11 protein-coding genes are annotated in these 16,754 nt (G+C 70.7%); 8 read left to right on the forward strand and 3 right to left on the reverse strand.

Features of this window, described 5'->3' with window-relative positions:
* Positions 1-412 precede the first annotated feature (412 nt).
* From Sspor_RS38420 to Sspor_RS38435, 4 genes are all read left to right on the forward strand, one after another.
* Complete coding sequence (locus Sspor_RS38420; protein ID WP_202203246.1) at positions 413-1,636, forward strand: arginine deiminase; 1,224 nt, start codon at positions 413-415, stop codon at positions 1,634-1,636.
* Between the two features lie 73 nt (positions 1,637-1,709).
* Positions 1,710-2,711 (forward strand): ornithine carbamoyltransferase, encoded by a 1,002-nt coding sequence (gene argF, locus Sspor_RS38425; RefSeq protein ID WP_202203247.1) that lies wholly within the window; start codon positions 1,710-1,712, stop codon positions 2,709-2,711.
* A gap of 32 nt (positions 2,712-2,743) precedes the next feature.
* A complete protein-coding gene (gene arcC, locus Sspor_RS38430; RefSeq protein ID WP_202203248.1) occupies positions 2,744-3,697 on the forward strand; it encodes a carbamate kinase in 954 nt (317 codons plus the stop codon).
* Positions 3,694-5,229, forward strand: coding sequence for a YfcC family protein (locus tag Sspor_RS38435; protein ID WP_202203249.1), 1,536 nt, complete (start codon positions 3,694-3,696; stop codon positions 5,227-5,229). The genes arcC and Sspor_RS38435 overlap by 4 nt, the downstream gene beginning before the upstream one ends.
* Positions 5,230-5,761: 532 nt before the next feature.
* Here Sspor_RS38435 and Sspor_RS38440 read toward each other — a convergent pair.
* From Sspor_RS38440 to Sspor_RS38450, 3 genes are all read right to left on the reverse strand, one after another.
* A complete protein-coding gene (locus tag Sspor_RS38440) occupies positions 5,762-6,697 on the reverse strand; it encodes a universal stress protein (protein ID WP_202203250.1) in 936 nt (311 codons plus the stop codon).
* An 86-nt stretch (positions 6,698-6,783) separates the two neighbouring features.
* A complete protein-coding gene (locus Sspor_RS38445) occupies positions 6,784-7,581 on the reverse strand; it encodes a sigma 54 modulation/S30EA ribosomal C-terminal domain-containing protein (RefSeq protein ID WP_202203251.1) in 798 nt (265 codons plus the stop codon).
* A gap of 318 nt (positions 7,582-7,899) precedes the next feature.
* Positions 7,900-8,586 (reverse strand): CBS domain-containing protein, encoded by a 687-nt coding sequence (locus tag Sspor_RS38450; protein WP_237404222.1) that lies wholly within the window; start codon positions 8,584-8,586, stop codon positions 7,900-7,902.
* A 584-nt stretch (positions 8,587-9,170) separates the two neighbouring features.
* On the opposite strand from Sspor_RS38450, the gene adhE reads away from it, so the two are divergent.
* The 4 genes from adhE (at position 9,171) to ppdK (ending at position 16,730) form a co-directional block, all read left to right on the forward strand.
* The gene (gene adhE / locus Sspor_RS38455; RefSeq protein WP_202203252.1) at positions 9,171-11,828 is read left to right on the forward strand and encodes a bifunctional acetaldehyde-CoA/alcohol dehydrogenase; all 2,658 of its coding nucleotides are present in this window, start codon (positions 9,171-9,173) and stop codon (positions 11,826-11,828) included.
* Positions 11,829-12,015: 187 nt separating this feature from the next.
* On the forward strand, positions 12,016-12,726 hold the full coding sequence (locus Sspor_RS38460) for a response regulator (RefSeq protein ID WP_202203253.1): 711 nt from the start codon (positions 12,016-12,018) through the stop codon (positions 12,724-12,726).
* A 346-nt stretch (positions 12,727-13,072) separates the two neighbouring features.
* Entirely contained in the window at positions 13,073-13,945 is an 873-nt protein-coding gene (locus tag Sspor_RS38465) for a universal stress protein (protein WP_202203254.1), read from the forward strand.
* 82 nt (positions 13,946-14,027) lie between these two features.
* Positions 14,028-16,730 (forward strand): pyruvate, phosphate dikinase, encoded by a 2,703-nt coding sequence (gene ppdK, locus Sspor_RS38470; RefSeq protein WP_202203255.1) that lies wholly within the window; start codon positions 14,028-14,030, stop codon positions 16,728-16,730.
* The last annotated feature ends 24 nt before the right edge of the window (positions 16,731-16,754 follow it).

Consider the following 16,754-nt stretch of genomic DNA (forward strand, 5'->3'; position numbering starts at 1 on the left):
GCCCTTTCATGAAGCCGAGTCGACTCCGGCGGGGCAGGCTCTGACCACCAAGGGGGCCGCACGGTTCGGCCTCGGACGTCCGGCCCGTGACCTGGTCGCCGTTACGCACGCTGCACGGCACCACAGCCAGCCGCCCGCGGCCTCGTACCTCATGCAGACGCGTGACCGCGGGTTCGCCCCGCTGCGCCGCGGTCGCTTCGCAGGGCCGAAGGGCCCTGCGAAGCGACCGAACGGCTCCCCCCGGAGAGTGCCGACCGGCCCGCCGCCAGGGACTGTTGCCGCCGGGAACGAGGGGGCGCGAGTGACAGAGTTCAAGTGCTCCCCGAGGCGCCCCCAGAGGACGCCCGGCCGGGCGCACATCCCATGACGGCGCCCGTCGAGCGCACCTTCCGTCTCACCTCCGGGGGACCCCATGACGTTTCACGTCGACTCCGAGACCGGCCGGCTGCGGCAGGTCATCCTGCACCGCCCCGACCGCGAAATGACACGCCTCACACCCACCAACAAGGACGAGCTCCTCTTCGACGACGTGCTGTGGGCCAAGCGCGCCCGCGACGAGCACGACGCGTTCGCCGATGTCCTGCGGGACCGCGGAGTGCGCGTGCACCTCCTGGCGGACCTGCTCACCGAGACGTTGGACGGCATCGAGGCGCGGCAGCTCGTGCTGGACCGGGTCTTCGACGAACGCGAGTTCGGCCTCCTCGGCACCGACCGGCTCCGCACGTACTTCGACTCCCTGGAGCCGGCCGCCCTGACCGCCTGCCTCATCGGCGGAGTCACGAAGGCGGAACTGCTCGAGCGCACGGGCCGGATACCGAGCGTACGACTGCACGCCATGGCGCCCGACGACTTCCTCCTCGCGCCGCTGCCCAACCATCTGTTCACTCGCGACACCTCGTGCTGGGTGTACGACGGTGTGAGCGTCAACCCGATGAACAAGCGGGCACGCCGCCGTGAAACGGTTCACTTCGAAGCCCTCTACCAGCACCACCCCCTCTTCGCGAAGGGGGAGTTCCACCGGTGGGCCGACGGGCAGGCGGCCTATCCCGCCACCATCGAGGGCGGCGACGTCCTGGTCATCGGCAACGGCGCGGTGCTCGTCGGCATGAGCGAGCGCACCACGCCTCAGGCCGTGGAGAATCTCGCCCTGCGCATGTTCGCGGCGGGTTCCGCCCAGCGGGTCGTGGCCGTCAGCCTGCCGAAGAGCCGCAGCTTCATGCACCTCGACACGGTCATGACGATGGTCAGCGGCGACACCTTCACCCGATACGCCGGCCTCGGCATGCTGCCTTCCTCCACGATCGAAGCGGGGGCAGGCGGGGAGGGGCTGAGGGTCACCGACCACGCCCCCGAGGACATGGACCGGGCCATCGCCGACGCGCTGGGTCTGCCGTCCATCAACGTCCTCACCCCGAGCCAGGACCTGCGGTCCGCCGAGCGGGAGCAGTGGGACGACGGCTGCAACGTGCTGGCCGTGGAGCCCGGCGTGGTCGTCGCCTACGAGCGCAATGTGACCACCAACACCCACCTGCGCAAGAGCGGCATCGAGGTGATCACCGTTCGAGGCAGCGAACTCGGCCGGGGTCGTGGCGGCCCGCGGTGCATGACCTGTCCCATCGAGCGCGAGGCCGCCTGACCACCCCTCCCGCGCCCCCGCGTCCCCGTCATCCGCCCGCCGCACACACCCCGTACACATCAAGGAGCCCGCCATGCACGACGACCTGCACCAGCGCCCGTTCGTAAAGGAACTCGACTTCACTCCCGAGGAGTTCCACCACCTGCTGGAACTCTCCGCCTCCATCAAGACGGCCCGCCGCGAGGGACGCGAGGAGCAGCGGCTGCGCGGCAAGAACATCGCCGTCATCTTCGAGAAGACGTCGACGAGGACCCGATGCGCCTTCGAAGTGGCCGCGCACCAGCAGGGCGCGCACGTGACCTACCTCGACCCGGCCGGCTCCCAGCTCGGGCACAAGGAGTCCATCAAGGACACCGCACGCGTCCTCGGCCGTTACTACGACGGGATCGAATACCGGGGCAGCGACCAGCGCCTGGTGGAGGAGCTGGCTCAGCACGCCGGCGTTCCGGTCTGGAACGGCCTGACGGACCAGTGGCACCCCACCCAGTCACTCGCCGACGTGCTCACCATGTGGGAGCACACCGACAAGCCGCTGAACCAGGTGTCCTTCGCCTACCTGGGCGACGCCAGGAACAACGTCGGCAATTCCCTGCTGATCGTCGCGGCGATGCTCGGCATGGACGTACGCATGGTCGGCCCGCGATCCCTGCACAACTCCAACGATGTCGTCGACCATGCGAGGCGGGCGGCGGCCGTCAGCGGTGCGCGCATCACCCTGACCGAGGACGTGACCGAAGGCGTGGCCGGCGTCGACTTCGTCTACACCGACGTATGGCTCTCCATGGGAGAGCCGCCGGAGATGTGGGACGAGCGCATAGCCCTGCTCAAGCCGTACCAGGTGACAGCGAAGACCCTGGAGGCGACGGGCAACCCGGCGGTCAAGTTCATGCACTGCCTTCCGGCCTTCCACAACAGCGACACCACCGTCGGCGCCAGGATCGCTGCGCGGACCGGCATGACCGCACTGGAGGTCACCGAGGAGGTGTTCGAGTCCTCGCACTCCATCGTGTTCGACCAGGCCGAGAACCGGCTCCACACCATCAAGGCCGTCCTCGTCGCCACCCTCGGCGACTGAACGGCATCCCCTCGACCTCCGGAGAACACGTCATGCGTGTAGTCGTCGCATTGGGCGGCAACGCCCTGCTCCGCCGCGAGGAGCGGCCGGACGCCGCCGTGCAGCTCGCCAACATCCGCGCTGCCGTGTCCGCGCTCGCCCCCCTCGCGCACGAGCACGAACTCGTCATCACCCACGGCAACGGACCTCAGGTCGGCGTGCTCGCTCTCCAGAGCGCCGCCGACCGCTCCCTGAGCAGCCCCTACCCCTTCGACGTCCTCGGCGCGGAGACCCAGGGCATGATCGGCTACTGGCTGCTCCAGTCCCTGCAGAACGCCCTGCCCGGACGGCAGGTCTGCGCCCTGCTCAACCAGACCCTCGTCTCCGCTGCCGACCCCGCCTTCACCGACCCGGCCAAATTCGTGGGCCCGGTCTACGACCGGACCGAAGCGGAGCGACTGGCCGCCGAACGCGGCTGGACGGTCAAGCAGGACGGTGCCCACTGGCGACGCGTCGTACCGTCCCCCCGTCCACAACGCGTCGTGGAGACACGGCTCATCCGGCTGCTGCTCCACTCGGGAGCGGTGGCCGTGTGCGCCGGAGGCGGTGGCGTGCCGGTGATCCGTGACGAACAGGGGCAGCTGACCGGTGTCGAAGCCGTGGTGGACAAGGACCTCACCGCCGCCCTCCTGGCCGAGGCGCTCGACGCCGACGCGCTCCTGCTCCTCACGGACGTTCCCCACGTCTCGCTCGGCTACGGCACCCCCGGCGCCGAGCCCGTCGGACGGACCACGCCCGCGGCCCTGAGAGCCCAGCAGTTCCCCGCCGGATCCATGGGACCCAAGGTCGACGCCGTGTGCCGGTTCGTCGAGGTCACCGGCGGCATGGCGGCCATCGGTGCTCTCGAAGACGCCCGAGCCATCCTCGACGGAGCCGCCGGCACCGTCGTCACACCCAGCGGCAGCTACCGCGAAGCCCGCCACGACGGAACACAGGACCTGACATGACTCTGCAGAGCGCACCCGCATCCCCACAGCCGGCCAGAGCCAGAACGGACTCCGGCGCGCCCGGCGCCCCACGGCGGCGGCTTCGGTTCCCGTCCGCCTTCACCGTCCTGTTCGTCGTCACCGTCGCAGTCTGGGCCCTGACGTTCGTCATCCCCGCCGGCCGCTACGACACCAAGGACGGCAGCCCCGTACCGGGCACCTACCACTCCGTAGAACTGACCACCGGATTCTGGGAGCGTCTCAAAGACCTGTTCCTCGCCCCGGTCAACGGTCTGTACGGCGTCACCGATGCCGGGACCGGCCTCACCGCACCCGGCGGGACCGGCTCCTTCGCGGGCGCGGCCGGCGTGTTCCTCTTCATACTGGCCGTGGGCGCGTTCATCACCGTCACGATGCGCACGGGGGCACTCACGACGGGAGTGGCGCGCCTCGCGCAGCGTCTGCACCACCGCAGGACCCTGCTGCTCGTGGTGCTGCTGACGGTGTTCTCCCTCGGCGGGACCACGTACGGCATGGCCGAGGAAACCCTCGGCTTCTACGGGCTGATGATCCCCCTGATGCTGGGCCTGGGCTACGACCGCATGGTCGCCGCGACGGTCGTCATGGTGGGAGCCGGGGTCGGCACCCTCGCCTCGACCGTCAATCCCTTTGCCACCGGAGTGGCTTCCGACAGCGCCGGCATCGGTACGGGAGACGGCATCGTCCTGCGACTGGTGATGTGGGCCTGCCTGACGGCCCTGTCAGCCGCGTACGTCGTGCGCTACGCCCGCCGCGTCACCGAGGACCCCTCCCGGTCGCTGACACCCCTCACCGAAGACGACCTCCGCATGAAGGCCGAGGGTGGCGAAGCGGCGGCGAAGCTCACGAGTCGCCAGCGCACGGTCCTGTACCTCTTCGCGACCACGTTCCTCTTCATGATCTTCGCCGTCGTCCCCTGGTCCGATCTGCACGTCACCTTCCTGCCCACCCTCGGTTGGTACTTCCCTGAACTCGCCGCCCTGTTCATCGTCGCGGCGGTCGCCGTGGGGCTGGTCGGCGGCCTGGGCGAGAAGGGAACGGTGAACGCCGTCACCGCCGGCGCAGGGGACTTCATCGGAGCGGCGTTGATCGTCATGCTGGCCCGGGGAGTCACGGTGATCATGAACAACGCCAGTGTCACCGACACCATCCTCGACGTCCTGCGGAGCGCGGTGGCCGACACGTCCTCCGGCGTGTTCGCCGTACTGATGTTCGTGGTGAACCTCCCGCTGGCCTTCTTCGTCCCCTCCTCGTCCGGCCACGCGGCCCTCGCCATGCCCATCCTCGCCCCCCTGGCCGACTTCGCCGGAGTGAGCCGGGCCCTGGTGGTGACCGCGTACCAGTCGGCTTCCGGATGGGTGAACCTCGTTACGCCCACCTCGGCCGTCGTCATGGGAGGCCTCGCCCTTGCCAAGGTCCGCTACGACCGGTACCTGCGCTTCATGGCACCACTGATGGGTGCTCTGCTGGTGGCCGTCGCCGGATTCCTCGCACTCGGTGCGGCAGTGCGCTGAATCGCTACGGGGCAGGCACGTGGCCGGCTGGTCGGGACACCGACCGGCCGGCCACCGTCGTGTGCCCGGCACGAGGCGGACCTGTGGGCTCCGCCGGACGGCGCCAACAGGGCACAGGGCGCTCGCCCCACCGGATCGCCGTCTCGCTGCTGCCGCTGATGCGGATACGCTCGCGGCGTCGGGCGGCCACCCATCGGGGTGGGCAGGCCTGAGAGTTGCGCCGGCGCAGGCGGGCGGGCAAGGCCTGCACGGACGCTTTGGCCGAGGTGGTGGGGACGGGCGGGGACTGCCGCAACGGTCCTTCCCGGCCGGCCTGTGCACCCGGACCGACCGCCCCATCGCGCCCCTCGCCGCGGTCGCTTCCGTCTTTTCCACCCGGTACGACAAGCAACGCACCGACCACTGCGGTCGCAGCACACCAGGAGCCCTCGTCGCGCAGCTGCGCGACGAGGGCTCCTGGTGTCAAGGGGCGGCGGCGTCCGTCGGGAGACCGCGGCCGGGGCGTATCCGTCCTCGGTGAGGCTCGCGACGATCAGAGATGAGGGACGACCGCCACGGGCGTCGTGGCGTGGTGCAGCACTGCGTGGGTGACCGGGCCGATGTGCGCTCCGACCGCTGCCCGGCGTATGCGCCGTCCGACGATCAGCAGCGAGGCTTCCTTCGACGCTTCCACGAGGTGGCCCGCGGGCCGTCCCACCAGGCACTGCTCCTTGACCTCGACCTGGGGGAACTTGCCGCGCCACGACCGCAGTACGTCGGTGAGCGCGCTCGCCTCGCGCAGTCCCAGCGCGACGCCGTGGCCGGGATCGGCCGCCGCAGGGTCGTACCCTTCGACCACCGGTACGCTCCAGCCGTGCACGACCCGCAGGGTGGCCGCTCGGGCAGCGGCGGCCTCGAAGGCGTACGCGAGCAGCTCGTCGCACGGCCTGGAGAGGTCGAGGCCGAGCACCACGTCGAGGCACTGCCCCTTGCGGTCCCCGTGGTCGCCCGTCCCGGGGAGCGGTGCACACTCGGCCCGTTCCCCGGCCCGTACGGCGACGACCGGACGCTCGGCGTGCGCGATGACGGGCAGGGACACCGATCCGGTCAGGAAGCCGGCCAGGCTGCCCAGCCCTCGTGAACCCACGACCAGGACTTCCGCCTTCTCTGCGGCGGACAGCAACACCTCCGCGGGGCGGCCGTGCACCTGCTCGACGCTGATCTCCAGGCCGGGGTGCGCCGCCCGCAGCCGGTCGGACGCTTCGTGGGTGACCTGCTCGGCGTAGTGCTGAGCGGCGGTCGCCGCCCCCTCACAGGGCGTGGTGTCCAGGCCGGTGAACGGGGCGTGGGCGAAGGCCCGTGACCAGTCCTGCCAGACGTGCAGGAGGTGCAGGGGCAGACGGCGCATCTGTGCCTCGTGGGCGGCCCAGTCCGCGGCGGCCAGCGACTCGGCCGAGCCGTCCACAGCGGCGATGACGGTACGTGACATGATTCCTCCGGGCGAGGGGTCTTCGGGTGGTTTGCGGCACTGGTCCGGGGACCGGCGGCCGGGCGCGCGGCGTCGCCCGGAACGTGTTACCGGGACGGAGTGATCAGCCCGTAGTGGCCGTCGTAGCGGTGGTAGAGGACGCAGCCCCGGCCGGTGGCCGTGTCGTTGAAGAAGACGAAGGGCAGCCCGGTGAGGTGCAACCGTGAAACGGCCTCGGTCACACTGCTCGTCGGCACGGGAACCGTGCTCACGCCGAGCAGACCGTCGACCTCCCGTTCCTGGCCCAGAGGTCCCAGCGAAGCCATGCGATGCCGCCCGGTACGGACGTCGCGGTAGACGATGCTGTCGCGCCCGGAGGCCAGGTCCGTGAAGAGCCAGAAGTCGTGGTCCATGGCCTCCAGGTCGATCACGGCGTCCTCAGGCGTCTGGTGGACCAGGCTGAAGGACTTGTGCCGCACGATCCGGCGCTCTCCGGCGGGAACGTGATGCCGGTGCGGACGGTGGTCGTGCCCTGCGCCGTCCCGCGATGTCCGGCTGGGCGTGCCGTTGCGGTGGGGGCCGCCCGCCGCATACCGCCGTGGCCGGGTGAGTCGGGCAGCCAGGCGCTCCTGCAGGAGGTCGACCGCTTCGAACATGCTGTTCGCGGCCACGTGGGCGCGAACCATCCGGCCGTTGACGTCCACCACGGCCTGAGCCGTGGCCGGGCGGTTCGCCGAAGTGCTGGCGGCTTGCGTGAGCTTCACCCGCACGGTCAGCACGGGTCCGCGCACGTGGCCGATCACCGCGAGCATCTTTCCCTGGGCGTACACGTCCGCGCCATCGGGCACCTGCCCTCGGTTGCGGACCTGGACGTCGGCTGTCCGGCTGGTCTTGAGACCGCTCATGAGAACTCCTCCTCGATCCCTTCCAGCCTGTCTGTCGGCGGCCGCTCCCGGGCAGAGCCGTCCGGACCCCGCCACGGCGCCACTGGTACCGACACCACCCGGGAAACCGGGACTTCCGGTCGGCCGGGCAAGGCCGTTCGGCCTACAGACCCCGGGACGGGCAAGTCGACGAGCCCCGGCCTGCTATCGCGTGACGTGCCGGACCGACAGCACGGCTCGGGTCGGCGGCTCCGGGTCGCCGCAACCGGCCGCGGTGACCGGCCGCGGTGGCCGCCGCCGCTCAACCGACGGAAGAGCCCGTGGTGTCCCGCCCTGTTGTCAGTGATCGCTCTCGCGGCCGGTTGTCAGCCGGTTCATCACACCCACCACACCGTCCACGCGCCACGTGACCCTGATCAACGCCGCTGTATCGATAGCAGGTTCGGATGATCCCGCCATGGTGACCATCCCGTCGCGAACGTCGATGCGGAGCCCGTCGATGCGGTGCGCGGCCGGCGCCCGGCCGGAGACGGCATCGGCGACGTCCGCGAGGATCTCCTCGTCCGTCCTCAGGAAGACGCGCAGCAGATCACGTCGCGTGGTGATGCCGATCAGACGGTCCTCCTCGTCCACCACCGGCAACCGGTCGACGTGGCGACGTTCCATGATGCGCGCGGCGTCGGCGACGCGCTGTTCGGGATGCACGGTTACAGCCGGGCTGGTCATCAGCTCGCCTGCCGCCATGGCGGGTCCCGCGACGGAGTGGGCGTCGGCCGGTCGCCGTGGTGTGTGCGCCATCCGATGCCGCCCGAAGCCGTGCCGGCCGAGACAGCCCTGTTGCCTGGCAAGGTCTTTCCGTGAGACGACGCCCATGACCTTGTCGTCGTCATCCACCACCGGCAGCCCGCCGATCCGATGGGCGATGAGCATGCGAGCCAGTTCTTCGAAGGAGGTGTCCGGGCGGGCCTGGACCACCTCGCTGGTCATGACTTGGCCCACCGTCCGTTCTTCGGCCACGGTGCTCATCTCCACTCGTCTCGCAGGTGTCCGGATACCGCCGATGGCGCCCCGGCCTCTGACTGCCCGCCGACCGCTGTGCTCAGCGCGCCGGGGGCCGGGAAGCCCCGGGTTCGTCTGCTCCTCGTGCTTGCCGTTGCTTCCAGAGTGGGACGGAGGACGGCCGGGGGACAGAACCGGTCAGGACCCGCACGCCGGGCCGTTCGGCCCGTGACAGGCCGGGCCGGGCGGGGCCCGCCGGGGAGAGGGCCCAACAGCCCTGGCGTGCCCCCCGTTCGACCCCTGCCCGGACGGCCACCACCTCGATGGGGGTGCCGTTGCCCGTCTCCGCGCGTTCCATGACGCAGCGCAGATAGTTCCGGCCGATACGTCCGAAGCCGGTGGACGCCGTAGGGGCGCGGAAGGGCCGGTGGTGGGGCAAGCCTCTGCGCTGCCACAGCGGCCGGAGACCATCGGGCCCCGTCGAGGGACCTTCGGGACCTCAGCCGAGGACGCGTCCCGGGCAAGGCTGTAGGTGACAGGACGGAACGGGTGGCCACCCCGGTGGCCGGCCACGTGTGGCCACAGCGCCACCCACACCCAGGGAGCTTTCCATGACACAGGCGACCAGCGACCCCCGCACCACCACCGACGGCACCCCGTCGGACACGCTCATCGCCGTGAACCTCCTGGTCGACAACGCCTCCAAGGCGCTCGCCGACTTCGAGTCCTTCACGCAGGAGCAGGTCGACCACATCGTCGCCAAGGCGTCGGTGGCCGCCCTGGACCAGCACACCGCCCTGGCCCGCTCGGCGGTGGAGGAGACCGGGCGGGGTGTCTTCGAGGACAAGGCGGCGAAGAACATGTTCGCCTGCGAGCACGTCACCCACAGCATGTCCCGGGCGAGGACGGTCGGCGTCATCGGCCGCGACGACATCGAGGGCATCATCGAGATCGCCGAACCCGTAGGTGTGCTCTGCGCGGTCACGCCCGTCACCAACCCGACGTCCACCACCATCTTCAAGGCGTTGCTGGCGCTGAAGACACGCAACCCCGTCGTATTCGCCTTCCACCCCTCCGCGCAGGCATGCAGCACCGAAGCCGCACGCATCGTGCGGGACGCCGCCGTCGCCGCCGGAGCGCCCGCGCACTGCGTGCAGTGGATCGAGGCTCCCTCCGTCGAGGCCACGAGCCTCCTCATGCGACACCCAGGCGTCGCGCTGATCCTGGCGACCGGCGGCAACGCCATGGTCAAGGCCGCCTACTCGGCCGGCAAGCCCGCCGTCGGCGTCGGCGCCGGCAACGTGCCCGCCTACGTGCACCACAGCGCGGACCTGCGCCGGGCGGTCAACGACCTCGTCCTGTCCAAGTCCTTCGACAACGGCATGATCTGCGCGTCCGAGCAGGCGGTCATCCTGGACACCGACGTGTACGACGAGGCGCTCGCCGAATTCCGGCGCCTGCACGCGTACGTCGCCACGGCCGAGGAGAAGCGGAAGCTGGAGACCTACCTCTTTCCGCCCGACCCGGCCGGCCGACAGGGCCGCGTCAACCCGGCAGCCGTCGGACAGAGCCCCGACCGGATCGCCGAGCAGGCCGGGTTCACCGTACCCGCGGACACCTCGCTCATCCTGGCCGAGGCGAGCCACGTCGGGCCCGACGAGCCGCTGACGCGGGAGAAGCTCTGCCCCGTCCTCACCGTGCTCCGGGCAGCGTCCACCGAGGAGGGCTTCGATCTCGCGGCCGACATGGTCGACTTCCACGGGCAAGGACACAGCGCGGTGATCCACACCGGGGACCCGGCCCTCGCCGAGCGCTACGGCCGTCGTATGAAGACCGTACGGATCATCGTCAACTCGCCGTCCTCGCAGGGAGCGATCGGCGGCATCTACAACCGTCTGGTCCCGTCCCTGACCCTGGGCTGCGGTTCCTGGGGCAGTACTTCGGTCTCGGACAACGTCTCGGCCGCCCAGCTGCTCAACATCAAGCGCGTCACCACCCGGCAGAACAACATGCAGTGGTTCAAGGTGCCGCCGAAGATCTACTTCGAGCCCCAGGCCATCCGCTACCTCGCGGCGATGCCCGACGTCCACCGCGTCACCGTGGTCACCGACGCGACCATGACCCGGCTCGGTTACGTGGAGCGCGTCAGCCGTGTCCTGCAACAGCGGCAGCAACCCGTGACCATACAGGTCATCGACGACGTCGAGCCGGAGCCGAGCATCGACTCCGTACAGCGTGGCGCCGCCCTCATGCGCGACTTCCGGCCGGACACCATCATCGCCCTGGGTGGCGGATCCCCCATGGACGCGGCGAAGGTGATGTGGCTGCTGTACGAACAGCCGGACGTCGACTTCGCCGACATGCGGCAGAAGTTCTCCGACATCCGTAAGCGTGCCTTCCGCTTCCCCGTGCTCGGCAAGCAGGCCCGTCTCGTCTGCGTTCCCACCACCTCGGGAACCGGCGCCGAGGTCACCCCCTTCGCCGTGATCTCCGACCCGGCGACCGGCAAGAAGTACCCGCTGGCCGACTACGCCCTGACCCCCAGCGTCGCGATCATCGATCCCGTCCTGACCAACGACCTGCCGGCGTCGCTCGCCGCCGACAGCGGCTTCGACGCCCTCACCCATGCCACCGAGGCGTACGTCTCCGTCTATGCCAACGACTTCACCGACGGTCTGGCGCTGCACGCCATCAGGCTGGTCTTCGACCACCTCGAGGCGGCGGTCACCGGCGAGTCGGCACGGCGGAGCGTGGCACGGGAGAAGATGCACAACGCGGGCACCATCGCCGGCATGGCCTTCGGCAACGCCTTCCTCGGCATCGTCCACGCGATGTCCCACACCCTGGGCGCCACCTTCCACATCGCCCACGGGCGGACCAACGCAATCCTCCTGCCGCACGTGATCCGCTACAACGGCACCGTTCCCGGCAAGCTGACGGGATGGCCCAAGTACGAGAGCTACCGCGCGCCCGAGAGGTTCCAGGACATCGCCCGTGCCCTCGGGCTCCCCGCATCCACCCCCGCCGAGGGCGTGGCCTCGTACGCCGCCGCGGTGGAACGCCTGCGGGACGCCGTGGGCATCGAACCGTCCTTCCGCGCCCTGGGACTTGACGAGGCCGCCTTCATCGGCGCGCTGCCGCAGCAGGCACTGAACGCCTATGAGGACCAGTGCGCCCCGGCCAACCCGCGCATGCCGATGCTGGACGACATGGAGGACATCATGCGCGCGGCCTACTATGCCGGGCCGCGGCCCCTTCCCTCCTTCTGACGGCGCGTAGGGCGGCGGCCCCTCTGCGGGCGGGCCGCCGAGACCGTGTGGACCCGGGGTCCAGGGCAGCCATCTGGGGCGCGGCCGCGTATGAGGGCCATCCGGCCCTGGCCGAAGGTCCCGCTCGCACGGCACGATGCAGTGGATCCGCCGGCGGGCGGAAGACTCGGCGAACTCGGAGTGTGCGATGACGGACAGCAGCGGCGGCCTCACCGGGAAGGAACCGGTCAGGGTCTTCCTCCTCGACGATCACGAGGTCGTGCGCCGCGGTGTGCACGATCTGCTGGACGCCGAGCCGGACCTGACCGTGGTAGGGGAGGCGGGCACGGTCGAGCAGGCGCTCGTCCGTGTGCCCGCGCTGCGCCCGCAGGTCGCCGTCCTGGATGTGCGCCTGCCGGACGGGGACGGCGTGAGTGTCTGCCGGGAGCTGCGCTCCCGCATGCCCGACCTCGCCTGCCTGATGCTGACGTCATTCGATGACGAGGAGGCGCTGCTCGACGCGATCATGGCCGGCGCGTCCGGATACGTGCTCAAGCAGATCACCGGAACCGACCTGGTGAACGCCGTGCGGACGGTCGCCTCCGGCCAGTCCATGCTGGACCCCGGCGCTACGGCGCGGGTGATGGCCCGGCTGCGCGGCGGACCTCAGCAGGAGGAGCTTCCCCAGGGTCTGCCCGGCCTGACGGAGCGCGAGCGTGAGATCCTCGCTCTTGTCGGGGAAGGGCTGACCAATCGTGAGATCGGTCAGCGGCTCTACCTGGCGGAGAAGACGGTCAAGAACAACATCTCCCGGCTGCTCGCCAAACTGGGCGTCGAACGGCGAGTGCAGGCCGCCGTCATCGCCACGCAGGCTCTGGCCGCCCAGGGAGACCAGAGCGGGCGGCTCGGCAAGGTGTGACGGCTGTGCCGGGATCCGAGCGCAGGTTCACGCGCCCGCGAAACGGCTGAGCGGCCCGGCCCGGCGTCCTTCTCGGACGTCGGGCCGGGCCGCTTCCGCATGTCTGCCGGAGAGGCCGGCCGGGGCCGTCCCCGAAGCGGGGCGGGGCCGTCAGGCGTGCGGCACGACAGCTACGGGGCAGCGGGCGTGGTGCCAGAACCGGATGAGCGACCGACCGCCCGGCGGTGTGCGGTCGTGTGGGGCCTACAGGACCCGCAGCAGGGACCTGTGGCCCCTCGGCGGGTGGGTCGTGGGCAGGCCACTGTGGAGATGCAAGGCCCTTCCCCGTTCTCCCGAGGAGCCGTTCATGTCCCGCACCGTCACCGTCGGCTTCGACGGATCCCGTGAGAGCCTCGCCGCCGTGGACTGGGCTGCCGGGGAGGCAGTGCGCCGCGCGGCGCCGCTCCGGATTCTCCAGGTCTGGAGCAAGGACGACGATCCGCGTACCCGCCTGGTGGCGCCGGCGACCGCTCAGGGGTGGGGTGAGCGGGCGCTCGGTACGGCGGGGAGGCGACTGCGCCGGCGCCACCCGGGTCTGCGGACCGAGACGCAGTGGGTCTGCGGTGACCCGGTGGAGGAGCTGTGTGCCGCCGCGGACGAGGCGGAGCTGCTGGTGCTCGGCTCCCGTGGCCTGGGCGGGCTGGCCGGCTTCCTCGCCGGATCCGTCTCGCTGGCCGTGCTCGCCCGGACCCGGGGCCCGGTCGTTCTGGTCCGCCCGCACAACCGCCCGGCGGCCGGGGAGGACGGGCCGGCCGGAGAGGTCGTGGTCGGCCTGGACGTGTCCGCACCCGGCGACGAGGTGCTCGCCTTCGGCTTCGCGGCGGCCGACCGGTACGGCTGCGGTCTGCGGGTACTGCACACCTGGGCCGTTCCGTCGCTCTACGGAGCCGACATGGGCGCCGCCCTGCAACTGATGTGGGCGGAAGTCGCGCAGGACGCGCGCCGGGCGCTCGACGAGGCGCTGGCCCCGTGGACGGAGAAATACCCCGGTGTTTCCGTCGTTCGTGAATGCCGCCAGGGCCGGCCGGCGCAGGACCTCGCGGAAGCCTCGCGAGGGGCCCGGCTGGTCGTGGTGGGTCGCCGGAACCGGCGTGCGCGGATCGGCACGCACATCGGGGCCGTCACCCACGCCGTCATCCACCACTCCCTGGCTCCCGTCACGGTCGTGCCGCACGACTGACCGACCGAACCGGCCGCTACCGTGCGGCATGCCGCCCCGCTTCCCGGGACCCGACATCCACCGAAGAGACAGGCGAGCAGCCATGACCACCTATGTGTACGACTTCTCCGAGGGCCGCCGGGACATGGCCGGTCTCCTGGGAGGCAAGGGAGCGAACCTCGCGGAGATGGCGCGCATGGGCCTGCCCGTGCCGCCCGGCTTCACCGTCACCACCGAAGCCTGCCGGATCTTCCTCGCCACGGGGCAGGCTCCGGACGGCCTCGACCGGCAGATCGGCGAGCATCTCGCGGCGCTGGAACGAGCCTCCGGGAAGCGGCTCGGCCAGGTGGACGACCCGCTCCTGCTCTCCGTCCGCTCGGGGGCGAGGTTCTCGATGCCGGGCATGATGGAGACCATCCTCGACATCGGGCTGAACGATCTCTCGGTCCTGGGCCTGGCCAAGACCCCCGAGCGCGAACGCTTCGCCTGGGACTCCTACCGGCGCCTCGTGCAGATGTTCGGCAGTACGGTCATGGGCGTCGACGGCTCCCACTTCGAGGCGGCGCTCGCCGCCGTCAAGCAGCAACACAGCCGGGGCGACGACACCCAGTTGGACACCTGCGACCTCATCCGGATCGTCGAAACCTTCAAGGACCTGATCCACGAGCGGACCGGGGAGGAATTCCCGCAGGATCCGGCCGAGCAACTCCGGCGGGCGGTCCTCGCCGTCTTCACCTCTTGGAACGGTGAGCGCGCACGTCTGTACCGCCGGCGCGAGCACATCCCGGACGATCTGGGCACCGCGGTCAACATCCAGACCATGGTCTTCGGCAATCTCGGTCCGGACTCAGGCAGCGGCGTCGCCTTCACCCGGGATCCGGCAACCGGCCGACCGGGCGTCTACGGCGACTACCTGCCCAACGCCCAGGGGGAAGACGTCGTCGCCGGCATCCGCAACACCGTGCCCCTCCAGGACCTGGCCGGTCTCGACCCCGCGTCGTTCGCGCGACTGCGCGGCTACATGGACCGGTTGGAGGCCCACTACCGCGATCTGTGCGACATCGAGTTCACCATCGAGCGCGGCACACTGTGGATGCTCCAGACCCGCGTCGGCAAGCGCACGGCCCAGGCCGCCTTCGCCATCGCCTCCCAGCTCGCCGACGAAGGACTGATCAGCGAGCGGGAGGCGCTGGGCCGGGTCGGCGGCGAGGCGCTCGCACGGCTGATGTTCCCCCGCTTCGCCACCACGGACTCGAGCGAGGTCATCGCGCGGGGCGTGCCCGCCTCACCGGGAGCGGCCGTGGGCGCCGTCGTGTTCGACTCCGCGGAAGCGGTCCGCAGGGCGGCCGCCGGCGAGAAGGTCGTTCTCGTACGTCAGGAGACGACGCCCGACGACCTGCCGGGCATGGTCGCCGCCCAGGCGGTGCTCACCAGCCGGGGCGGGAAGACCAGCCACGCCGCGGTCGTCGCGCGCGGCATGGGCAAGGTGTGCGTGTGCGGGGCGGAGGGCATCGTCGTGGACACCCGGCAGCGGCGCTTCAGCGCCGGTGGCGTGACGGTCACCGAAGGCACGGTCGTCTCCGTCGACGGGTCGGAAGGCGTGGTGCGCCTCGGCTCCGTACCCCTGGTCGACTCCGACGTCATGCGGTACTTCGAGGAGGGCGGCGTGCTGCCGGCCGACGGCACGGCCCGGCAGCCGGTGCGTGATGTGCACCGGCTCATGCGGCAGGCGGACGCCGTGCGGGGCCTGGAGGTCCGGGCGAACGCGGACACCCCCGAGGACGCGGCCCGCGCCCGTCGCTTCGGTGCCCAGGGGATCGGCCTGTGCCGTACCGAGCACATGTTCCTCGGCGACCGGCGCCCCCTGGTCGAGGCAATGATCCTCGCGCACGGCGACACCGAACGAGAGGCGGCACTCGCGGCGCTGCTGCCGCTGCAGAGGCAGGACTTCACCGGCATCCTCGAAGCGATGGACGGCCTGCCGGTCACCGTCCGGTTGCTCGACCCGCCACTTCACGAGTTCCTGCCGGACCGCACGGAACTCGCCGTCCGTCTCGCACGCGGCGAAGCGCTCGGAACACCGGCCGATCCGCACGACAGCGAACTCCTGGCGGCCGTCACGCGCATGCACGAGGAGAACCCGATGCTCGGCCTGCGCGGCGTGCGCCTGGGGCTGGTGGTGCCGGGGCTGGTGGCCATGCAGGTACGGGCCCTCGCCGAGGCAGTCGTGGCGCGCAGGCATGCGGGCGGAGACCCTCGGGCGGAGATCATGGTCCCGCTGGTGGACGCGGTCGAGGAGCTCCACCTCGTACGGGAGGAAGTGGACCGGGTCCTGGCAGAGGTTTCGCTGGAGACCGGCGTCGACGTCACCTGCCCGGTCGGAACCATGATCGAACTGCCCAGGGCGGCTCTCACCGCCGGCCGGATCGCGAAGGAGGCGGCGTTCTTCTCCTTCGGCACGAACGACCTGACACAGACCACCTGGGGATTCTCCCGCGACGACGTCGAAGCCGCGTTCTTCTCCGCGTACCTCGACAAGGGCGTCTTCCCCGTCTCCCCGTTCGAGACGATCGACCGTGAAGGCGTCGGCCGGCTGGTGCGGATCGCGGTCGAGGAGGGCCGGGCAGCCCGTCCGGACCTGAAGATCGGCGTGTGCGGGGAACACGGAGGGGACCCCGCTTCGGTCCACTTCTTCCACGGGGCCGGCCTGGACTACGTCTCCTGCTCGCCCTTCCGCGTCCCGATCGCCCGCCTTGAGGCCGGCCGGGCAGCCCTGGAATCGAACGGCACCGACGCGAGCGCATAGCCCCGCACCGTGCTGCCCGGGGGC

This window comes from Streptomyces spororaveus (genome assembly GCF_016755875.1).
GTDB classification, from domain to species: domain Bacteria; phylum Actinomycetota; class Actinomycetes; order Streptomycetales; family Streptomycetaceae; genus Streptomyces; species Streptomyces spororaveus.